This window comes from Corynebacterium zhongnanshanii, from assembly GCF_014490575.1.
Classification (GTDB): Bacteria; Actinomycetota; Actinomycetes; order Mycobacteriales; family Mycobacteriaceae; genus Corynebacterium; species Corynebacterium zhongnanshanii.
Genome location: NZ_CP061033.1, coordinates 35,213 through 55,978, shown reverse-complemented (window position 1 = coordinate 55,978; position 20,766 = coordinate 35,213). Strand labels below are relative to the sequence as shown.

General features: G+C 60.0%; 23 protein-coding genes. 6 read left to right on the top strand and 17 right to left on the bottom strand.

Features of this window, described 5'->3' with window-relative positions; all coding sequences use genetic code 11:
• Window positions 1-20 precede the first annotated feature (20 nt).
• The 3 genes from IAU67_RS00270 to trxA form a co-directional block, all read right to left on the bottom strand.
• A complete protein-coding gene (locus IAU67_RS00270; RefSeq protein WP_225723565.1) occupies window positions 21-1,697 on the bottom strand; it encodes an MDR family MFS transporter in 1,677 nt (558 codons plus the stop codon).
• 146 nt (window positions 1,698-1,843) lie between these two features.
• Window positions 1,844-2,626, bottom strand: a complete 783-nt coding sequence (locus IAU67_RS00265; RefSeq protein WP_151842776.1) for a PspA/IM30 family protein — start codon at window positions 2,624-2,626, stop codon at window positions 1,844-1,846.
• A 172-nt stretch (window positions 2,627-2,798) separates the two neighbouring features.
• Window positions 2,799-3,173, bottom strand: coding sequence for a thioredoxin (gene trxA / locus IAU67_RS00260; protein ID WP_151842777.1), 375 nt, complete (start codon window positions 3,171-3,173; stop codon window positions 2,799-2,801).
• A 130-nt stretch (window positions 3,174-3,303) separates the two neighbouring features.
• Here trxA and IAU67_RS00255 point away from each other — a divergent pair, with 130 nt between their 5' ends.
• A complete protein-coding gene (locus tag IAU67_RS00255; protein ID WP_151842778.1) occupies window positions 3,304-3,810 on the top strand; it encodes a hotdog fold domain-containing protein in 507 nt (168 codons plus the stop codon).
• A gap of 312 nt (window positions 3,811-4,122) precedes the next feature.
• Here IAU67_RS00255 and IAU67_RS00250 read toward each other — a convergent pair whose 3' ends face one another.
• The 5 genes from IAU67_RS00250 to IAU67_RS00230 form a co-directional block, all read right to left on the bottom strand.
• Entirely contained in the window at window positions 4,123-4,305 is a 183-nt protein-coding gene (locus tag IAU67_RS00250; RefSeq protein WP_151842779.1) for a PspC domain-containing protein, read from the bottom strand.
• Window positions 4,305-5,087 (bottom strand): hypothetical protein, encoded by a 783-nt coding sequence (locus tag IAU67_RS00245; protein WP_225723566.1) that lies wholly within the window; start codon window positions 5,085-5,087, stop codon window positions 4,305-4,307. Before IAU67_RS00245 ends, IAU67_RS00250 begins: the two co-directional genes overlap by 1 nt.
• A gap of 230 nt (window positions 5,088-5,317) precedes the next feature.
• The gene (locus IAU67_RS00240; protein WP_151842780.1) at window positions 5,318-5,749 is read right to left on the bottom strand and encodes a FluC/FEX family fluoride channel; all 432 of its coding nucleotides are present in this window, start codon (window positions 5,747-5,749) and stop codon (window positions 5,318-5,320) included.
• 39 nt (window positions 5,750-5,788) lie between these two features.
• On the bottom strand, window positions 5,789-6,340 hold the full coding sequence (locus IAU67_RS00235; RefSeq protein ID WP_151842781.1) for a fluoride efflux transporter FluC: 552 nt from the start codon (window positions 6,338-6,340) through the stop codon (window positions 5,789-5,791).
• A gap of 82 nt (window positions 6,341-6,422) precedes the next feature.
• Window positions 6,423-6,965, bottom strand: coding sequence for a YceI family protein (locus IAU67_RS00230; protein WP_151842782.1), 543 nt, complete (start codon window positions 6,963-6,965; stop codon window positions 6,423-6,425).
• Between the two features lie 112 nt (window positions 6,966-7,077).
• On the opposite strand from IAU67_RS00230, the gene IAU67_RS00225 reads away from it, so the two are divergent.
• Entirely contained in the window at window positions 7,078-7,536 is a 459-nt protein-coding gene (locus IAU67_RS00225; RefSeq protein WP_151842783.1) for a MarR family winged helix-turn-helix transcriptional regulator, read from the top strand.
• Window positions 7,537-7,547: 11 nt separating this feature from the next.
• Here the strand turns inward: IAU67_RS00225 and dnaB are convergent, their stop codons facing one another.
• A complete protein-coding gene (gene dnaB, locus IAU67_RS00220; RefSeq protein WP_225723567.1) occupies window positions 7,548-9,143 on the bottom strand; it encodes a replicative DNA helicase in 1,596 nt (531 codons plus the stop codon).
• A 469-nt stretch (window positions 9,144-9,612) separates the two neighbouring features.
• Between dnaB and IAU67_RS00215 the strand changes: the two genes are divergently transcribed.
• Window positions 9,613-11,175: a flavin-containing monooxygenase gene (locus IAU67_RS00215; protein ID WP_151842784.1), complete on the top strand. Its 1,563-nt coding sequence runs from the start codon at window positions 9,613-9,615 to the stop codon at window positions 11,173-11,175.
• A 353-nt stretch (window positions 11,176-11,528) separates the two neighbouring features.
• Here the strand turns inward: IAU67_RS00215 and rplI are convergent, their stop codons facing one another.
• The 7 genes from rplI to IAU67_RS10095 all read right to left on the bottom strand — a co-directional run bounded on the left by rplI (window position 11,529) and on the right by IAU67_RS10095 (window position 17,675).
• A complete protein-coding gene (gene rplI / locus IAU67_RS00210; RefSeq protein WP_151842785.1) occupies window positions 11,529-11,981 on the bottom strand; it encodes a 50S ribosomal protein L9 in 453 nt (150 codons plus the stop codon).
• Between the two features lie 151 nt (window positions 11,982-12,132).
• Window positions 12,133-12,795 (bottom strand): single-stranded DNA-binding protein, encoded by a 663-nt coding sequence (locus tag IAU67_RS00205; protein ID WP_151842786.1) that lies wholly within the window; start codon window positions 12,793-12,795, stop codon window positions 12,133-12,135.
• 90 nt (window positions 12,796-12,885) lie between these two features.
• Entirely contained in the window at window positions 12,886-13,182 is a 297-nt protein-coding gene (gene rpsF, locus IAU67_RS00200) for a 30S ribosomal protein S6 (protein ID WP_187767922.1), read from the bottom strand.
• A 159-nt stretch (window positions 13,183-13,341) separates the two neighbouring features.
• On the bottom strand, window positions 13,342-13,521 hold the full coding sequence (locus tag IAU67_RS00195; RefSeq protein WP_151842788.1) for a hypothetical protein: 180 nt from the start codon (window positions 13,519-13,521) through the stop codon (window positions 13,342-13,344).
• Window positions 13,518-15,050, bottom strand: a complete 1,533-nt coding sequence (locus IAU67_RS00190) for a glycosyltransferase family 87 protein (protein ID WP_151842789.1) — start codon at window positions 15,048-15,050, stop codon at window positions 13,518-13,520. The genes IAU67_RS00195 and IAU67_RS00190 overlap by 4 nt, the downstream gene beginning before the upstream one ends.
• Entirely contained in the window at window positions 15,050-17,128 is a 2,079-nt protein-coding gene (locus IAU67_RS00185; protein WP_151842925.1) for a transglycosylase domain-containing protein, read from the bottom strand. Before IAU67_RS00185 ends, IAU67_RS00190 begins: the two co-directional genes overlap by 1 nt.
• A gap of 217 nt (window positions 17,129-17,345) precedes the next feature.
• The gene (locus tag IAU67_RS10095) at window positions 17,346-17,675 is read right to left on the bottom strand and encodes a DUF5318 family protein (RefSeq protein WP_370513546.1); all 330 of its coding nucleotides are present in this window, start codon (window positions 17,673-17,675) and stop codon (window positions 17,346-17,348) included.
• A gap of 245 nt (window positions 17,676-17,920) precedes the next feature.
• Between IAU67_RS10095 and IAU67_RS00175 the strand changes: the two genes are divergently transcribed.
• The 3 genes from IAU67_RS00175 to IAU67_RS00165 are packed head-to-tail and all read left to right on the top strand — an operon-like array spanning window position 17,921 to window position 20,011.
• On the top strand, window positions 17,921-18,385 hold the full coding sequence (locus tag IAU67_RS00175; RefSeq protein WP_151842791.1) for a MarR family winged helix-turn-helix transcriptional regulator: 465 nt from the start codon (window positions 17,921-17,923) through the stop codon (window positions 18,383-18,385).
• A gap of 15 nt (window positions 18,386-18,400) precedes the next feature.
• Entirely contained in the window at window positions 18,401-19,369 is a 969-nt protein-coding gene (locus tag IAU67_RS00170; RefSeq protein WP_151842792.1) for a universal stress protein, read from the top strand.
• A 21-nt stretch (window positions 19,370-19,390) separates the two neighbouring features.
• Window positions 19,391-20,011 (top strand): hypothetical protein, encoded by a 621-nt coding sequence (locus IAU67_RS00165; RefSeq protein WP_151842793.1) that lies wholly within the window; start codon window positions 19,391-19,393, stop codon window positions 20,009-20,011.
• Window positions 20,012-20,027: 16 nt separating this feature from the next.
• On the opposite strand, the gene IAU67_RS00160 is transcribed toward IAU67_RS00165, so the two are convergent.
• Window positions 20,028-20,717: an anthranilate synthase component II gene (locus IAU67_RS00160; RefSeq protein ID WP_151842794.1), complete on the bottom strand. Its 690-nt coding sequence runs from the start codon at window positions 20,715-20,717 to the stop codon at window positions 20,028-20,030.
• Between the last annotated feature and the right edge of the window lie 49 nt (window positions 20,718-20,766).

Genomic DNA, 20,766 nt, shown 5'->3' with positions numbered 1-20,766 from the left:
GCAGGCCCGTGACACACTACCTATTGAGCAGTAGTACGTCCCTTCGTCACCGGACGAGCTTCAATCTTCAGCACCGAGACAGCTATCACCACGATGAAAGACACAGCCACACCGAACCAGAAGGCCACCTCAATGCCGTGGCCCACAATGTCCGCGGTCACCTGAGCCATCTGCTCAGGGGACGGGGCGTGTCCTGTGGCGCTTCCTGCTCCTCCCGCGGCCCCAGCGGCTGCGTCCCCCGCAGTACCTCCCGCAGCCTCCGCGGCGCCCTCTCCAGAGGCCTGTCCAGCAACCTCGCCCAGGCCGAGACTCTTGGCATAGGACGCAGAGGCAAAGGACATGATCGCCACAAACACGGCAGTACCTGCACCACCAGCAACCTGCTGGAAGGTGTTCACAATGGCCTGGCCGTGGGATGCCAAGGAATCAGGAACGGAAGCCAACGCATTGGACATCAAAGGCGTGAGCATCAAGGACACACCCACGTTCAGCAAGATGGTCAACACCACCAGGTGTACCTGCGAGCCATGACTCCCCAATCCGGCAAACCAGCTCTCCGTCCGGGAAAGGTTGGCGAAGCCAAGCATCGCCACCAACATGACTAGAGAACCCGGAATGATCAGCGGACGGGCACCGCGCTGATCGTACATACGCCCCACAAATGGGCCCATCAGTCCCATAATCAAGCCACCGGGCAGGGACACCATGCCGGCCGCCATCTGGGAAAGACCCATCACGTTTTGCGCATACAGCGGCATCAAGATGATGAAGCCGAAAAGCATGGAAAAGGACAGCAGCATCAGAATCATGGACAACGTGTACTCGCGCGACGCCAACGGAGCAAGGTTCAACAGAGGATTCTTGCCCGTGCTCTCGGCGGTTTTGGCAAGTGACAGCTGGCGTCGGAAAAAGAGGACCAATACCAGCACACCTGCGAGCAAGATAATCACGCGATCCCATGGAACGCCATTGGGCAGCTCGGACATTCCCGCGATTCCGTACAGCGTGGCGGAAAAGCCCACCGCGGACAGCGCCACAGAAATAACATCCAGATAAGGACGGGAAGGCTCCTCAAAATTGCGAACCTGCAACGCGCCCACTACAAGAGCAATGACAACCAGCGGCACAACAAGGCCGAAAATCCAGCGCCAACCCAGTGTCTCCAGGACGATGCCGGAAAATGTTGGACCCAACGCAGGAGCCACTGCAATAACAACGGTGACCAGGCCAAACACGCTACCCCGGCGCTCAACTGGCACCAGTCGCATAATGGTGGTCATCAGCAACGGCATCACCAAAGCCGTACCGGTAGCCTGAATCACGCGCGCGAGCAACAGCACTGCAAAATGCGTGGCAAATACCGCTACAATAGTGCCGACCAGGAACGTAGCCATCGCCATAATGTAAATGCTGCGCAAGGTAAACCGCTGCATAATAAACCCGGTCATCGGGATCACCACAGCCATCGTGAGCATGAAGGCGGTGGTGAGCCACTGCCCAGCAGATGCCGTGATATTGAACTCCTGCATCAAGGCAGGAAGCGCCACGGACAATGTGGTTTCGTTCAGAATCACCACGAATGCCGCGGAGACCAAGATGCCGATCAACAATTTCACATTAACGCCCTCGGCCGGCTGAAGCGCAGAGGCAGCGAGCGCGTCCGGGCTCTCGGGCGCTTTCTTCTCTGAATGATTCACAAATCTTTCCTTTACATAAAACTTTCTACAACACGCCTTAAAGGCGAAAGAAACGCGCTACCCATGCAGGTAGCGCGCACTATGCACTCGGGGGAGTTTACCACGGCTTTTGCGGCCGCTGGGTGGTCGTTATCCCCCACGACTACTTACTTCGAACCGTGCCCCTCAGGCAGCTCACCGGCCTCGGACCCGCCAAGCTCCCCAGCATCCCCAGTCATCTCCGCACGAATCTGCTCCAACCGGGAACTGGCTTTAAAGTCCGTGGTGGCCTGCTCTAGTTCAGCCATGCGCCCATCCACGGAGCTTTCCGCCAGTTCCTGCGCTCCTAGTGCGGTCGCGTAACGCCTTTCGATCTTGTCGCGCACTCCGTCCAGCGACGGCACGTTGTCGTCGGTGGTCAGGCCCTGCATTTTCTGGACGGAGTCTGCAGTGGCTTCCTGCATTTTCGCCTGTTCGATCTGGGTATTCAGTTGATTGATCTGGGCCATTTGTTCCTGCAGGCGCGCCTCCGACTGCTTCTGCTGCTGTTCGGCCTGCTTCGCGCTGTCCACAGCCGCGGCGTGGGCCGTCTTCGTGTCCTCTAGCTCCTGTTCCACGGTGACGAGCTGGGTGGCGAACACCTCGGCGGTCTGGTTCAGTTGCTGTGCTTTGGCTGCATCACCCGCGGCGGTGGCCGCGTCTGCCTGCTGGATCGCCTGGCGCGCCGACTCCGCCAGCTTCTTCTGATCCTCCTGCAGCCGATGCATCTTCATCTCGAGCTGATTGCGGTTCCCGATCACGGCCGCGGCAGCTTCGGTGACCTGAGCATGCTGTTTCTTCGCCGCTTCCAGTGCCTGTTGGATCTGGATTTTGGGGTCGGCGTTGGCGTCGATTTTGGAGTCCAGCGATTGCTTCAGGTACTTCCAGCCTTTGGATAGTGGGTTGGCCATGGTGCACGCTCCTTGCGGTCGGGTGTGTCGGTCGCTGCGTCAACGAGTCCACCCCAACCTACCAATTTTCATTGCTGGCGGGGTTGGGGTGGATTATTCTGTTCGACGCCGACCAGCGCCGCGCACCGCACCCTGTGCTGCGGGTGGCGCTGTTGTCTTATTCTTCGTTGTTTTATTCTTCTACTGCGGCTTGCTGCTCGGCCAGCTGTGCCTTGACGGCGTCCATGTCCAGGTCCTTTGCCTCCTGAATCAGGTCATACAGTGGCTTTTCTGGAAGGATTCCGGATTCACGGGACAGGAGCACGCCGTCGCGGAAGACCATCAGGGTGGGGATGGACTGGATCTGCAGGGCGGCGGCAAGGTCCTGGTTCGCCTCGGTATCGACCTTGCCGAAGGTGACGTCTTCGTGCTGGTCGGATACGGATTCGAAGATGGGGCTGAAGCGCTTGCATGGGCCGCACCAGTCTGCCCAGAAGTCGAGGACGGTAACGCCCTCTGCGGTGATGGTGTCCTTAAAGTTGTCGGTGGTGATCTCTACCGTTGCCATGTGTGTGTCCTTCTTTCTGGAGTGGTCGTTCTCGATTGCGTTCTCAGCTAAGTTCTTGGGTTTCGTGAGCGCTCTGGTTCTTCCAACGATAGCTGCACGCGGATTTATTCCAGCCTTTATCATTTTAGTTATGAGTTCACCCCTAGCAGGCAATCCACGTCCCAATGCCAACGCCAAGCTGTACGAGAAGCTGGCCAAGAAACCCCTGGGTACGCGCCTTTTTGGCGCGCTTGTGGCGTTCAAGGCACCGTTCTTCATGACGTCCCAGCCTCAGTTGAAGACGCTTCGCCCGGGTCTGGCGGAGGTGCGCTTAACGAAGTGGTGGTTGATGCAGAACCACATTGGTACGTTCCATGTGATTTCTGCGTTGAATGGTGCGGAGTTCGCGATGGGCTGCCTTGCTGAGATTTCTCTGCCTGATACTCACCGTTGGCTTCCTCAGGGTATGACCACGGAGTACAAGGCAAAGTCCACTGGCGGACTGACTCTGACTGCAACGATGGATCTTCCGGATTTCAGCACCATCACGAAGGAGACTGGTGGCCGCCGGATTCCTGTCACCATTAAGTTTGTCGACGACGCAGGCCAGGAGCCAATGACCGCCACCATCGACATTTGGGTCACGGCGAAAAGTTAATCACCGCCGGCCGAGTGGACGGATCAGGCAACCGGCACCGAGGAAAACCGACCAGTCCCCAACCGCTGAGGACAATGACGGTTCGGAGACCGGACTAAAGGTATTTGCTGGCATTACGATTGCTACGATTCTGTTCACCATTGTCGGTGCACTAGCCTTCGCAGCGCTCAACTTCTTCACTCTCTAACCCGTCGCAACAAGCTAGCCAACTAAATGGGATTCGCTTGATAGCTTATAGCCCACGCCGGTCAGGGGCGTGGGCTATGTGACATGTGCCAAGCAACCGAAGAGTATTGGTTGCTCAGCGACAGGCTACCTCTTTGGATAAATCATCCACTGTATGAGGTACACGGTAATCATGCCAGGAACAAGGAATGCGTAAATAAGCCTGACCGTATCCGGATGTACTCCATACACCTCGGCTACACCGGCACAGACGCCCGCTAGCTTTTTGTTTCTGTCGGTTCTGTACCACTTGCTTTTAATGAAACTCATCAGCAGATATACTCCCATGTTGAGATTCCACCATTGCTACTCAAGATATTTAGATTAACAACGATCCCCAGGCATTTTCCGTGGCGGTGCGCCTGTATCGCATCATACCCTAATTTTCCTGCACTTCCCAAGATTTTGATCGCGACAGGTCCAGTGAGGCCAAGCGCGACCACCCATGGGAGCGCTGCAATTGCTCCAGCTCCGCCAGCAACTCCAGTTGCTTGCGTTTCTTTCTTGCTCAACTTAATGGTTGTTTTGGTCCAGCCCCAATCAATCTGTGGATCTGCTGTGATTGGGAAAGCTGTGTTCGAATCATACTCCACTCGTTGTACCAGCACACCATCTTCAATGGTGAGTAAGGTCGGAATCGACTCACCCATCGCATCATGGGCCCAAGGCCTGGCGATGGTAGCAAGCAATTCACCGTTGAGGAGAATTCCCGCTACGTCGTCGCCCCCTTCATTAAAGGTAATCACTTCTGCCTCTTGTGGGATGGTCAGAGGAAAACGATATTCCGTGGGAGCATCCGAATTCTCGATATGGATTAGCGTCTGCATTCCATTGTCCAGACTGTTTGTTTCGAAGGTATAGTCGGTGCTTTCTCGTTTGGAGCGCAAGGACGTTCCTTGAACTGACGGCACAGTCCATCCAATAGCGTACTGATCTCCATCTGGGGAAGTACTAGTGGTAGAAACATACTCTTCTGCAGATGCAGAAGGCACAGTAATGACAAGCATCATTACAGCAGTCAATGCAGCAATGAAGGCAGTTGCCCATCGCATGAATGGTTTATGTATGCACAACATTGAATCCTCCTAGGTTGTGCCAAGGATCGAATGCATCCGGCATTCGAAGCCGTTCATCGATCTCCCTTTCCCCAAGGGCAGGAACTGTAGTGTGAAGCAGATCACTGTTGTGACCTACATCCTAGGTTAGGTGATGCACATCACATTATCAAGAGCCTAGTGGCAATTAAGCTCATTTAGCACATCGCAGCCCTACCGTCACACCCCTACCGCAGCACTGCTGACGCGCCAACACAGCCCGCCAGCCAGGCCAGGACACACAAGGTACCCATCAGCACCAACCAACCAAGAGACTTGCGCAGCGGAGCATCTGTCACGGCAGTCACCATCACCGTTGAAAACGTAGTGAACCCGCCCAAGAATCCCGCGCACGAGGACCGAACCAGTACCCAGCTCCACTCTTCCACCCGATAACCCAACTGACCCCCAACGGGCACAGCCTGGAATCCCACGTAGTAGTCCACATAAAAGACCGCATAGACCACTCCCAGCAGCAGCGACCCCACCACATTGATCACAGTAAGACGCGCTAACGGCTCCCGAAGCCTCCCAGCCAGCACACTGGTATCCGCCACATAACGGGCTACAGCCCCCAGGCCGCCGCACACCGAAAACGCAACCCATACTCCCACAGTCACCGCAGCCACCAGTCCTCACACATAACAGCGCCCATGATGTCAGCGCGCACTCTTTCCCCACAACGCACGGCCGCAGACAACCCCCAGAACAGCAGCACCCAGACCAAGCACAATACTGCCGCCCATCATCGCAGCTACACTCACCGCACTCCACGCAGACTCCCCCAACCACTCCCCGGCCCACCCCTCCAGGGACCGGAACACGCCCGCCTGTTCAGAGCTAGAAGCGTGGGCAGGGTGCGCCACCGTAGCCGCCCAACTTTGTGCCGATAATGCAGAAAAAGAGGTAAAAGCCCCCAAAAATCCAGTAGTGAGAAAGGGGCGGAAGGCGGGTGGGGAGGAAGCTGGGCGTCGGATAAAAAACACGTTAATAAGCGCCAACATAAACGCACCCAGAATATTGATCAACAGCAATGTCAGACCATTATTATCCCACGCATCCGGAAGCAGTTCCTGAAACAACCAATGGGTGCAGCTACCCAGCGTGCCGCCCAAGAACACCACCAGCGGCACAGGACAGTGCGCGCGACTACGCACAGAACAACGCCGCGCAGACGAGGACGTGTCTGCCCGGCGCGTTCCATGATTCATGCGAACCAGTTTAGATCCGTGCGCCTCGCCGCAGGACGCGGGGCGCGGAAAAGCCTGGAAGACTCGGTGGCAGGCTTGGCCGTTAGCTCTGCTTGATGGCGGAGATGTCGAAGTTCAGGGTGATCTTGTCGGAGACCATCACGCCGCCGTTATCCAGCTTGGTCTGCCACTCCAGGCCGTACTCGCGGCGGTTGATGGTGGTGCTGCCGGAGAAGCCCACACGGTCCTGGCCGAAGGCGTCCGTGGCAGCTCCTTCGAAGTCGAAATTGATGGTGACGGACTTGGTGGTGTCCTTGATGGTGAGGTCTCCGGTGACGATCAGAGTCTCGCCGTCGGCTGTGATGTCCGTGGAGGTGAAGGTGATGTGTGGGAACTGCTCCACGTCGAAGAAGTCGGCGCCCTTGACATGGGCGTCCCGGTCGGCGTTGCGGGTGTCGATGGAGTCCGCGTTGATGGTGACGGTGATGGAGGCGCCGTCCAGGTTTTCGCCGGTGGTGGCGGTGCCTTCGAAGGTGTTGAATGCGCCGCGGACCTTGGTGATCATGGCGTGGCGTGCGGTGAAGCCGATTTCGGAGTGGGTTGGGTCGATGGTGTAGGTGCCGGAGTAGGCGTTCAGGGTGCTCATGGTGTGATCCTTTCGCGCTGGTGCGCTAGTCAACTTGTTGATGTATCAACTACATTAGGCGCTCATTGTTGATATGTCACATTTTTAGACCATGTGTGCCATACTCGAATGCATGACTACCTCAACCCCCTGGCTCAACGACAAGGAGCAAACCGTCTGGCGCACCTGGCTTCACGCCCACGTCAGCCTCAACGCAGCCCTGTCCCGCCAGCTATCGAAAGAAAGCGGCCTCACGCTCGCCGAATACGAGGTTTTGGTCGTCCTGTCCGAAGCTCCCGACCATCGCCTCCGCATGGCCGCGCTCGCGAAAATGATCCAATGGGACCGCTCCCGCCTTTCCCACCAGATCACGCGCATGACCAAACGCGGCTTCGTCCGCCGCACCGACTGCGCCGAAGACGGCCGCGGCGCCTTCGTGCAGCTGGAGCCGCAGGGTCTCACCGCCATCCAGGCCGCCGCGCCCGGACACGTCGCACAGGTCCGGGAGAACCTGTTCGCGCCGCTCACCGAGAAAGAAACTGCTCAGCTGGGTGCGCTCCTATCTAAAATCGACGCCCAGTTCACCCCCTAACAGCTCACCGCTTACGCCATCGGCGAATAATCCCGCGCCATATCGCTGAACTTAGAGAACTGCAGCTGATGCGCCACGGTCACAGTACCGATCGGGCCACCGCGGTGCTTCGCCAAGATAATGTCCGCCTCGCCGGCGCGCTCGTGGTCACGGTTCTGCGAGTCCGGGCGGTGAATCAGCATCACCATGTCCGCGTCCTGCTCCAAGGAACCAGATTCGCGGAGGTCAGAGACGCGCGGCAGGGCGTCGTCACCACGATTTTCCACACCACGGTTCAGCTGCGAAATAGCGATCACCGGAACGTCGATCTCCTTGGCTAGAAGCTTCAGTTGGCGGGAGAACTCGGAGACCTCTTGCTGACGGGACTCCACCTTCTTGCCGGAGCTCATCAGCTGCAGGTAGTCCACCACCACAAGCTGCAGGTCCACCTGCTGCTTCAGGCGGCGGGCCTTGGAGCGGATCTCCATCATCGTCAGGTTCGGAGAATCGTCGATCCACAGCGGCGCGTGCTCAATGGGGCCCACCTGGCGCGTCAGCCGCGCCCAGTCGTCGTCGTCCATCTTGCCACCGCGCATGCTGGACAGCCGCACCTCCGCCTCCGCGGACAGGATGCGCATCATCACTTCGGACTTGGACATTTCCAAGCTAAACAGCACGGACGCCTTATTTTGCCGCATGGACGCCGAGCGCATGAAGTCCAGCGCCAGCGTGGACTTACCCACACCTGGACGAGCCGCCACAATCACCATCTGGCCGCCGTGCAGACCATTAGTGAGGTCATCCAGGTCAGCGAAGCCGGTCTCAATGCCCATGGCCTTGCCGCCGACCTCATCGAGCTCGTCGATTTCCTCCATGACGGTCTCCAATAGGTTGCCGAAGACGTCGTAGTCCTCACTGGCCTGGGAGTTCGTCAGGGCGAACATCTCCTGCTGGGCATTATCGACCACGTTGGCCACCTCGGCGCCCTCAATGCCGGAGTAGCCCAATTGGACGATGCGCGTACCCGCCTGCACGAGGCGCCGTAGGGTAGCCTTCTCCTTCACCAGTTCTGCGTAGTAGCCCACGTTCGCAGACGTTGGAGTTTTGGAGATGATGCTGTGCAGGTATGTGGCGCCGCCCACGGCCTCCAGCTGGTTATCTCGATCCAGGCGCCCGGCCACGATCACCGGATCAACTTCCTTGCCTTCGCCGAATAGCTGCAGGATCGTGGTGAAGATGGTGGCGTGGGCGGGGCGATAGAAGTCATCACTGCTCAGAACCTCGACCACGTCTGCAATTGCGTCTTTGTTGAGCAGCATGCCGCCCAGCACACCCTGCTCAGCCTCGGGGTTCTGGGGCATCTCGCGGCCGGCGTCCTTCAGCTGCTGCATTTCCCTGTCCCGCCTCGTGCCTTGTCCGCCGGAGCGGTAGGTCGAGCGGCCACCGGAGTTCCCGCGTCCAGCGCTGCCCTGTCCAGCGCTCCCCGAGAACCCGCCACTGCCGTACGCATCCTGATCCGGCATGGGCGGCTCCTCCGGTGGAGGAGGCAGCGGCACATCGTCGAAGGACGTGAGGTGTGATGCGTCGGAGGCGGCGCTCGAGGCGGAGGTGTTGTCGTGTGGGCTCATGCTCAATAACTCTAGTGCCTACGTCCTACACAGGCTGTGGCCCCCACATTCCTACACATCCTGACCCCAGCAACAGCCCCTCCAGCATGGTCCATCATCGCCCCGCTCCCCTTAGAACAACCCCGTATTCAAACTTCAAATCCGAGTTATCCACAGGGGGGTTGTGGAAAACGTGTGGATGAATTGTGCACAACATGCTTTTCCCCAGCTCAGCCTGTGGAAAACCTGTGGAAACGCGATTCGCTGACCTGCGGAAACGTATATCACAGCAGGTCAGAGCATGTTTCACATTGTCCTGGGGAAACGCCCGAGCGGTGGATAACTACCCTCTACCCCCGCTCGAAAACCGTACTCTTCCACCTATTTACATAAGCGCTGGTCACTGTAGCATTTCCGCTGCCGCCAAAAATATTGAACTTTTTCCACAGTTTTCCACACACGCGTCAATAAGTGCGATAGGTTAGCTTTCATGTCAGAAACGAAAGAACTTCCCATCACCTCTGCAGACGCCCCCTTGGACCTGCTGATCATCGGAGCGGGCGTGTCCGGCGTGGACCTCGCCCACCACATCTCCAAAGATTTCCCCCAGTGGAATTGGGCCATCGTCGATTCCAATTCAGACATCGGCGGCACCTGGAACACCTTCACCTATCCGGGCATCCGCTCGGACTCGGACATGGCCACCTTCGCCTTCCCCTTCAAGCCGTGGCCTCACCCGAACACGTTGGGTTCCGCCGAGCAGATCAAAACCTATGTGCGTGAGGTCGCCCAGGACGCGGGCGTGCTCGACCGTCTCACGCTGAATACGTGGATTTCCGACGCCAACTTCCACGCCGACAAGGACCTCTGGGAAATCACGGGGCGCCAGGCTGCCGAGGGCATCAACAACGCCGAAGGCCTGGGCGCCAGCGAAGACCAGCAGAAAACGGTCACGGTGTGGACGAAGCGCGTGCACTTCGCCAGCGGGTACTACCGCCACAGCAGCGGCTTCACCGCCCCAATTCCGGGACTGTCGGACTTCGCAGGTACCCTGATTCACCCTCAGCGCTGGCCGGATGACGTGGATGTCCGCGGCAAGAAGTGTGTGGTGGTGGGCTCCGGCGCCACGGCCATCACGTTGATCCCGTCCCTGCATGCGATGGGTGCGAAGACCACGATGCTGCAGCGCACCCCCACGTACATCGCGCCGCTGCCGAACTCGGACCAGATCAGTGCTCTGTTCAAGCCTCTGGGAGCGCGCGGCAACGCCATCGCCCGGAATGTGCACATCTACCGCGATATGGCCCAGTACTACCTGTGCCAGAAGTTCCCGCGCCTGGCGAAGGGAATCTTCTGGCTGTGGGCTCGCCGCTACCTCTCCGCCAGCAGCGTGAAGGAGCATTTCCGTCCGCCGTACAACCCGTGGGATCAGCGCGTATGTAAGTCTCCGGATGGTGACTTCTACCAGGCGCTGCAGTCCGGCGCGGAGGTCGTGACCGGAAAGATCGACACGGTCGTTCCCGAGGGAGTGCGCCTGCAGGACGGCCGCCTGGTGGAAGCGGACATCCTGATTGTCGCTACCGGACTGGAGCTTCAGGCTTTTGGCGCCACCAGCATCCGGGTGGACAACGTGGAGGTCGATCGTCCGTCCATGGTTGCCTACCGCTGCCTGATGCTGTCCAACATGCCGAACCTGACGTACACGATTGGCTATCTGAACCAGTCCTGGACGCTGCGTGCGGACATGACCAGCCGCTATCTCGTCCGCCTGTGGAAGCACATGGAGGCCAACGCGCTCACCCTGGCAGCCCCTGTGGTGCCGGAGGGCATGGCCTGCGACCGCCCCATGATGGAGATGAGCTCCGGCTACATTCAGCGCTCCGTGCATTCCCTGCCCCGTCAGGGCGACGCCGACCCATGGCGCATGGAGCAGGACTATGTGCGCGAACGCAAGGTGATCGAGCGTGGCGATGTGCTGAAGGACATGGCGTTTGACGACGCTGCCCGCGCCGCGGCCGTGAGCGCGACCGGCCCTGTTGCATCGGTTGCCTAAAAATTAGCCTGAAGTTGCTGACATCTTCTGGTTTAAGGCTCTAAACTAAACCTTGTGGTGCCGGGACCGCGATCACCCGGCACCCACCCTCTGAACAACACCGTAAAGAAAAACACCACAGCCCCTACCGTGATCGGTAGGGGCTGTGGTGTGCTGTTGTCTAGAGTAAGCCTCTAAGTACGTGTTAGGTCAGTAGCGGTCAGTCTCGGCTGGTTCACCGTCCTGGCTTGGGGTCAAGCGTTGTCTAGGCGCTGTCGCCCTGTGGGTTCAGCGCGCGGTGTCTAGGCGCGCGCCGTATAAGGTCCACAGTGCGTGAAGCCATGGGGTTGCTCGTGGCCGAGCTGAAGGTGCCTTTAGGCTGCTACAACCTCAAAGTTCAGGGAAGCAACGATGTCAGAGTGCAGCTTCACGTCCACGGCGTAGTTGCCGGTGGTCTTGACCTGGCCCTTAGACAGCGCGATGCTGTGCTTGTCCAGGGAACGGCCGTTAGCCTTCTTGACAGCTGCGACGATGTCGTCGGCACTGACGGAGCCGAACAGCTTGCCTGCATCGGAGGTACGAACGGCGATGGTCACACCGGTCAGAGCCTCCAGCTCTTCCTTCACTTCGCGTGCGTGGTCGAGGTCGCGGATCTTCCGTGCCTCCTGTGCGCGCTTAATGCCTTCGATCTGCTTCTCGGCGCCGCGGGTTGCGAGGATTGCGTAGCCGCGTGGAAGCAGGTAGTTGCGTCCGTATCCAGCCTTGACCTCAACGATGTCACCAGGAACACCGAGGTTATCAACGGCTGCGGTGAGGATCAGCTTCATGATCCAGCCTTTCGTTGTGCGAGAGTGTGTGACGTTTTATCTCAACGTGTCTGATTACTTGTGTTCTGCCACGGTCAGTTCGTGATCCTTTGAGTGCATTCCTCGGGATGTAAGCCCACAGGCCGTAGCCCCGATGGTGCGTCGCAGGATGTTAGAACGGTGGCTCCTCATCACCATTGCCGAATCCGGATTGCTGTGGAGCGGAGTTCCAGGGATCGTCCATGGCCGCGTTACGGCCGGTGAATCCTTGGTTGTTTCCACTGTTTCCAGCATTCCCACCGTTGCCACCCTGGCCACCATTGCCGCCGAAGCCGCCCTGGTTACCCTGGTTTCCTTGGTTGTAACCACCCTGGTTACCGGCGTTGCCAGCGTTTCCGCCGCCAAAGCCACCCTGTCCACCGTTGCCAGCGTTTCCGCCGTAGCCTCCCTGGCCGCCTTGACCTCCGCGGGAGGTCTTGGTGATCTGAGCGGTCGCGAAGCGCAGGGATGGGCCGACCTCGTCGACCTCCACCTCGAAGACGTGACGGCGCTCGCCGTTTTTGTCTTCGTAGCTGCGCTGACGCAAACGTCCTGTGACGATCACGCGATCACCCTTGCTGAGGGTGTTGGCTACGTTTTCAGCGGCCTGTCGCCACACGTTGCAGGTCAGGAAGAGTGCCTCGCCGTCCACGTACTGGTTCGTTTGGGAGTCCCAGCGGCGTGGGGTGGAGGCTACTCGGAAGTTGGCTACTGCTGCACCGTTGGGGGTGTAACGCAGTTCGGGGTCTGCAACGATGTTGCCGACCACGGTGATCGGGGTGTCTCCCTGTGCCATAGTTCCTATCCTTTATGTGTGGTTGCGGGCTGTGGTGTGGTGTTGGATTCGTGCGTGTAGGCGCGTACGTGCGCGGGGCACGTGCCGTGTCTACTGGTCCTTGCGCAGAACCTTGGTGCGCATGATGGAATCGTTGATGTTCAGAACACGGTCAAGCTCTTGCACGGTAGCCGATTCGCACTTCAGGTCGAGGACAACGTAGATGCCTTCGTTCTGCTTGTTGATCGGGTACTCGAGGCGACGCTTGCCCCAAATGTCGACGTTCTCCACGGTACCGTTTTCCTTGCGGACAATCTCAAGGTACTTGTCCAGCGATGGTTGTACGGTGCGCTCATCCTGTGAAGGGTCGATGATGATCATCATCTCGTATTGACGCACGGACCTCATCACCTCCTATGGTCTAGTGTTTTTCGGCCACGCCCCGGATTGGGCATGGCAGGAGGGTCGTTGCGTCAAGCAACCCTTTCACTCTACGTGATGCTGGGGGATTTTCCAACACGACCAGGGCCCGCGACCCCACTGCGACGCACGTGACAGCCCCGTCGCCTAGGCCGCCACGAAAATCGCCAACGTGACGGGAATGATCGTCACGAAGAAGATAGCCACCACGAACAGGCTCCACACCAGCTTCGGCGGCTTCTTATAGGAGAAGGTGGCAAACGCCGCACCGAAGAAGAGGAACCCGATCAGCACGGAGGCCATCGTGAGGATCATCGTCGCATTCATGTGTTGCTCTTTTCTGTCGTGGTGACGCTTGGTGGTTCTTGTTTATTTTTATCATCGACGCCCAGCCGCTCGTCCCCCATGCCCTCGTCCCACCCTGCGGCGGGGTCTTGTCCGGCATGTGCGTCGCGCACTGGGTCGGGGATGCGTCCCAGCATGGTGCGGAATACTTCCACACACATGTAGCCGATGAGAGCGATGCGCACCAAAATCATCAGGTCAATGATCGCCGGTGGCGGTGCCAGGTCGTGGGGAAGGAATTGCCACATCCGCAGGTACCAAAAGACGGCTTCCACGGTGGCCCACCCAAAGATCAGCCTCCACCGCGGCAGCGCCAGGACGGCCAACGGGAGCAGCCACAGGGAGAATTGCGGCGACCAGACTTTATTCGTCAGCACGAATGCAGCCACAGCGACGAAGACTACGTGGCCCACGCGCGGACCGGGGGCGTCGGGCTTCACAGGGGCTTTGAAGAGCACCACCCAGCTGAGCGCGGCAAGGATCAGGACCAGCAACGCCAGGCTCAGGGTGTTGAGGGTGTCGACGGACAGCAATCCGGTCTGCGTGAGTGTCTCGCGTCCCCAGAATTGCTCGATGATGTCGGCAATCACCTGATAGATGGTGGAGCCTTCGAAGGATCGGGTGCGGGACATGCGGAAGAACTCGCCCCAGCCGTCCGGCGCGATGAGGTAGAACGGCAGATTGATCGCCACCCAGGAGCCCACGGTGCCGAGGGTCGCCAGGATCATCGCGCGAAACTGGCGATGGCGCAAACACAGCAAGCACAGGGCGCCGAAGACGAACAGCGGCCAGAGCTTGAACGCGATGCCCACGCCCAGGCCAATGCCGGCGGCTAGGTGCTTGTGCCGGGACCACAGGTACAGGCCCGCCAGGCACGCGGTGATGGACAGGACATCCCAGTTGGTGAAGGCGTGGACGATCACCAACGGGCTGGCGACCACCACCACGGTGTCCCACACCCGGTTCTTGGTGAGCTTCACCAGAAAGACAATCGCGAGCATCCAGGCCACGGCCAGGATCATGCAGTTAGCGATCCAGTAGGTGGCGACCTGCGGCACGGCCGGGAAGTGCAAGAACTCCCACACGGCGTGGATGCCCCGGCCCAAGTGGGCGGCCAGATACTGGTGAAGGCCCGTGAGCACCGGGTACTCCATGTAGCGAGTGTGGCCGTGGTCCACCCAGGAATAGATGTAGGGGAAGTGCAGGGCGTCCAGGCCCCGTCCGTGGTAGAGCGGGATGGCGTCCGTGTAGCAGGCGGCGGTGTAGGCGCGGTTGCCCTCCCAGTCCAACGCCGGGCTTCCCCCGGCGGTGGTGGTGACCCGCAGGCAGGGGGCTTTCTGCATGTAGGCCAGGGACAGAACGAAGGAGCCTAGCGCCAGGAGGACTCGCACGGGAGTCCACCATCGGGCGCCTCCGATGGCCGCGTGGGCACCCGGAGGGCCTCCCAGGAAGGTCACGATGTCCTTGGCCATCGGTTCTGTCCGCGATGGCAGAACTCTACGCTGAGTCATCAGGGATTGAGCAGGCCGTTAACGAAGTCGCTGATGTTTCCTACGGCCTCGCCTGGGTCCGGGGCGTTAGGAGCCGGCTCAGCGGGCGCTGGGGCTGGCGCTGGAGCTTCCTCCACAGGCTGGCTGGTGGTGTCACCCGTGTTGGAGTTGGAGGAGTAGGAATCGTTCGTTCCATAGCTGGTTCCGGAGGAGCTGCCGCCACCGTAGGAGTTGTAGCTGGTGGATCCGCTGAACTGCTCCACGGGCTGGTTGGCCAGGGCGGAGTCCATGAAGGTCTTCCAGATGTCCGCCGGCACGCCGGCACCGTACATCGTTCCGCCGTAGGCGTTGCGCAGTGGCGTGTTGTTGTTGGAGCCAACCCACACGGCCGTTGCCAGCTGTGGGGTGGATCCGATCATCCACGCATCCTTGTTTTCTCCGGTGTCTCCCAGCTGGGTGGTACCAGTCTTGGCAGCCGATGGACGTCCGCCGGCCAGGGACTTGCCGTTGGAGTAGGCGGCGATGGGCTGCATCGCGGAGACCACATCATTGGCCACATCTTCGCTCACTACCTGCTCCGGCTGTGCTGGGGAGTTATCCAGTAGCACCTCGCCGTCGGAGTTCTCCACCTTCTGCACGAAGTGCGGACGGTTGTAGGCGCCTTCGTTGGACAGGGTCGCCAGGGCGGAGGCCATGTCCAGAACACGGGACTGGTACATGCCCAGCACGATGCCTTCGTATGGCGCGCCGCCGTTTTCCGTCAGGGTCTTGTCCATGCCGGGGAACTCGGTGGCCACACCCAGGCGGTGTGCCATGTCGGCCACATCCTGTGCGCCTCCCCGCAAGTCGCGGACCAGGCGGATGAAGGAGGTGTTCAGGGACATCTTCAGTGCCTGCGCGATGGAGCAGGTGCCACAGGATTCGCCGCCCACGTTGTTCACGGTGGTGCCATCCGTGGTCACTGGGGAGGAATCGAACAGGTCGCTCAGGCTTCCTCCCTGGTCCAGGTACGCGGCCAGACCCATGATCTTGAAGGTCGAACCGGTCTGCAGTCCGGAGCCGGCGTAGTCCCAGCCCACGGGATCGTCGCCACCGTAGTAGGCCTTCACGGCGCCGGTCTTGGGGTCGATGGACACCAGCGCGCCGCGGATGTCCTCGTTGTAGTTCAGGTTGTTGTGGATCGTGTCCACGGCCTGCTGCTGCAATGCCGGGTCGATGGTGGTGGTGATCTTCAAGCCACCCGTGTTCACCTGATCCTCGGTAATGCCGGCAGCCGTGAGCTCCGCGATCACCTGAGACTTGATCAAGCCATTCGCTCCGTTAGCCACGGACTGGGTCTGCACAGTCGCAGGGTCCACAACCTCCGGGTACTTCGCGGCCGCACGGTCTGCCGAGGACATCCATCCGGAGGACTCCATGCCATCCAGCACGTAGTTCCAGCGGCGTTCAGCGTTCTCCCGGTTGATCCACGGATCCAGCGCGGATGGAGCTTGAATGGACGCGGCAAGCACTGCGCCCTCCTCCGCGGTGAGTTCCTCAACCGGCTTGTTGAAGTAGGCCTTGGATGCGGCCGAGATACCGTAGGCGCTGCGCCCGAAGTAGATGGTGTTCAGGTACGCCTCCAGGATCTCGTCCTTGGTCCACTCGCGGGCCATCTTGGAGGAGATCACCAGCTCCTTAGCCTTACGGGTGACGGAACGCTCATCGCCCACCAGCGCGTTTTTCACGTACTGCTGCGTGATGGTGGAACCACCACCGGCGTCATCCTTGCCGGTCAGCTGGCCCAGCACCGCACGCCCGAAGCCCGTGACGGAGAAGCCGGGGTTCTTATAGAAGTCGCGGTCCTCCGCGGCCAGCACGGCGTTGCGCACCGGCGCGGGCACCTCGGACAGCTTCACATTCTGGCGGTTACCTTCCGGCGGCACGATGCGCGCGATCTCTGAGGTGCCGTCGTCCGCCACGATGGTGGAGATCTGGTTGTTCACCAACTCCTCTGGCTCCGGAACCTTGGTCACGGCGTACGCGGTGATGAAGGCCACGGCGGGCACAGCGATGGCCACCACCAGCAACGCGGCACAGGTTTTCAGGACGCTCGCCATGAACACGCGGTCGCGGACGCTGGCCTTCCGGCGGGTGCGGGCAGTGTAGTCGCCGGCGTTGACGGTCCGGCTACTCTGCTTCTTTTTCGCCTTCTGACCTGCCGTTTTCTTGGCATTGCTCTGAGCGTTCTTCGCCAAAGACGGTTTCTTGTCGTCGGTACTCAAACTAGTCAAGCTCCAGTTCGTGAGTTTCAGGTGTGAAGCGGTGAGAAATATGTCACTGCTGAACTCGTAGAATATCCTCCGCTAGGAGGTAATTCCACTTGCAGCCCAGACACACTTCCACAGTGTGGATGGACATTTCCTGGCTGTCCGCGGAGGCATCCGCGTCATCCAGGAAGGTATCAACCACGCTGCGTATTTCTCTTACATTACGCGCTGTTCCTGACTTTTCCCCCAACACAACGCCATGAATCCACCGAATCATGCGCAGCCTGTGCCGCCCGCAGACGGGACATGCCCCCGCCACTGCGTCGCCCAGGACGTCAGCGGAGTGGAGGAGGTGGGGCTTGGCGTCGCATATATCCCGACGCCGAAGCTCACCCATCCGCAGCTGGCGCAGAACCCTGGCGCGTCCTACGTCATGGCCCACGTGGTGGATCTCTAACGCCCGGCGCGCGCGGTCGGACAGCAATTCAGGTAGCAACGGTACTGTGACGCGTGATCTGCTCATTATCGTCCCCTCCCTAAGATATTCTTAGGCTTCTGGCCTGCCAGTTCAGCATTATGTCAAAAATAGTGGTAGAACGTTATTAGTTAGTATCATGAGAAAACTTGAGGTAGTTTAGTTTTATGGCCACCACACCTTTGGAGATCGCAACGCGACTACGCCCCGCTCTGCTTCGTCTGTACCTGCTCTACTTCCGTCAGACGATCAACTCGCAGATCAGCCAGGCACAGCTGTCCATCCTGATGATTCTTCAGGAAAACGGCGCGATGCGCATCAACCAGATTGCAACCGCTGAATCCATCCGTATGCCTACCGCCTCCAATGCGGTGAACCAGCTCGAGAACATGGACCTGGTCACCCGCATTCGCGACGTGAGTGACCGCCGCGGTGTGCGCGTGGACCTCACGGACCGCGGTCGCGCAGAGCTGAACAACTTGGCCGTTGAGCGCAGCGAGCAGCTCGCGACCATGCTGGAAACCCTGCAGCCGGAAGAACTGGAGCAGGCAGAGCAGCTGGTTCCGCTGATCGAGACCCTGCTGACCCGCTTCACCGAGCACCAGAGCAAGAGCAAGCAGGAATCCAAGTAGGCCGCTAGGCTCCGCATGAGCAAACACTCCTCCCAGCCCTCGGCGCACAGCGCGGCTGAGTCCACCCGGCAGCGTCGGCCACTGCGTGTCCTCATGACATGGCGGCCCGACTCTCCCGGTGACGAATCCGCACAGGTGGTTGCCTGGCTGGCGCGGACAGAACAGCTCAGCGTGCGCTCAGCCACCGTCATCTCCCGCACGTGGTCCGAGCAACCGGGTTCCCAAGAGCACACCGCGTATCAGCGATGGCTGAGCAAAGAAACCCAGGCGTGTGCCGACGCAAGCGCCCGCGCGCTGCACGACGCCGGGCTTCCCGGCTCCATGGTTGACGCCGAGACGCCGGCCATGGTGTCCGTAGATCACTCCGAGACCCAGCAGCTCATCACCTCCGCGAAGGACTTCGGCGCCGATGCGATGGTCATCGGATCTCACCCGTCCGCACCCCGTGGGCAATTCCGCATCGGCTCCACTGCCGATGCCCTGTTGCACTGCTCCCCCTACCCGTTGCTGCTCGCGCCCAAAGCGCCGAGACTCTCCAAGCGCGGCGTGACTCGGGTGAACTGTTGCTACGTGGACACGGACCAATCACATCAGGCGCTGCGCAACGCCGCGGACCTGGCCGCCCGGTGGAACGTGCCCCTCAGACTCGTAGCCTTCACGCCTCGGGGTGCCACCATGTACCCCACCCAAGTGCGCTTCGATAGCTCCTCGGACATGATGGTGGAATGGCGTGAACAGGCCCTGGCGCTCCTGGACCGGGGACGCGACCGGGCGCTGGCTCGTCACAGCCACCTCACTGTAGAAACCGCCACCGGCAGCGGCTACGGATGGTCCGGGGCAATCAATGCACTCAAATGGAAGAAGGGTGACCTGCTAGTCATGGGCTCGTCCACGTTGGGCGAGTTCAACCGAGTTTTCATCGGCCCCTCCACCAATCAAATCCTGCGCCACAGCCAGGTCCCCGTCTTGATCAGCCCGGTGTAAGCCGGGTAGAAGTGAACAGTGATGTCTACCGACCCTGAATCCTCTGACCCGTCCGCTCACCGGCCACAACCGAAGTCCCCATCCCGGGCGTCCCAACCACAATCACCACAAGCACCGTCGCCCTACGAGATCGGCCTGGACGAAAACTTCCCACAGCAGCACGGCCGCGGCCGCGGTGGGCGTGACGGCCGAGACTGTAGCGAACACAGCGGCAGCGCGGGCGACGTGGCCGCAGGCAGCGCAGTGTCGGGAAGCTCCACTCGCCCCGCTGGACTGACCGCCGCCGAACAAGAACAGCGCAACCAGCGCTCCACGCGCCAAGCCTTCATCTACTTCTTCACCGTCCCCGTTGTGGTCTTCGCCCTCGCGGGGATCGTGCTGGTCGTCTCACGCGCCACCGGCGGCCCGCTCTGCGAAGCCGGCGACGCCCAATGGCTCTGCAGCCGCGGCGCCCAAATCTGGTTCAGCCTCCTGCCCGGCCTCGTGGCCATGGGCAGCGTGTTCCTCGCCGGCTACATCACCTACTACAAGTGGCGAACCCAGCAGCGCTGGCGCTGGTGGATCGCAGTAGTCTGGCTGTCCATGCCCTTCGCGCTCGCATGGATCACCGGCACCGGAAGCCTGCTACTCCTCGGGCACTAGAGGCGGAGCTGCCGCGTTACAGCATCGACGCTTCAGCACTAATCACGCCAGTAACCGCCAACTGATCAGCCACCAAACGGTCAACGAGGGCTTCATCAACCTGGAACCCGGCGTCGGATAACCACGTCGCCAGCATCCGGTGACCATATTGAGTCATCACGGACTCAGGATGGAACTGCACAGAATGAATCGGCAGATCACGGTGACGCATCGCCATGATCATCCCAGAATCAGAACGCGCCGTGACCACCAACTCCGACGGAACAGTCGCCGGATCCACCGTCAGCGAATGGTACCGCGTCACCCGAAACGGACTAGGAATCCCCCGCAACACGCCCGAACCATCATGCTCCACCGGCGACGTCTTGCCATGGAACAACTCATCCGCACGCACCACATCCGCCCCGAAATGAAGGCCAATCGCCTGGTGACCCAAGCACACCCCGAACGTAGGAATCCCCCGACGCGCCGCAATCTCAAGGGCAGCCATCATACGACCAGCGGCCGCAGGCTCCCCCGGCCCCGGAGACAACAACAACGCCTGGAACTGGGACAGAAAAGCCTCCAGCTCCTCCGTGGTCTCCCCCAACTCCGCAGCATTATTGCGCACCACAGTGCACTCATCGCCAGCGAAACCCAGCTGGCCAATGTACTGAACCAGGTTATAAACAAAGCTATCGAAGTTGTCGATGACAAGAATGCGCATGAGCCCGATTTTAGCGCGTTGCCTGAACTGCTAGAATCGCTGGGTAGAC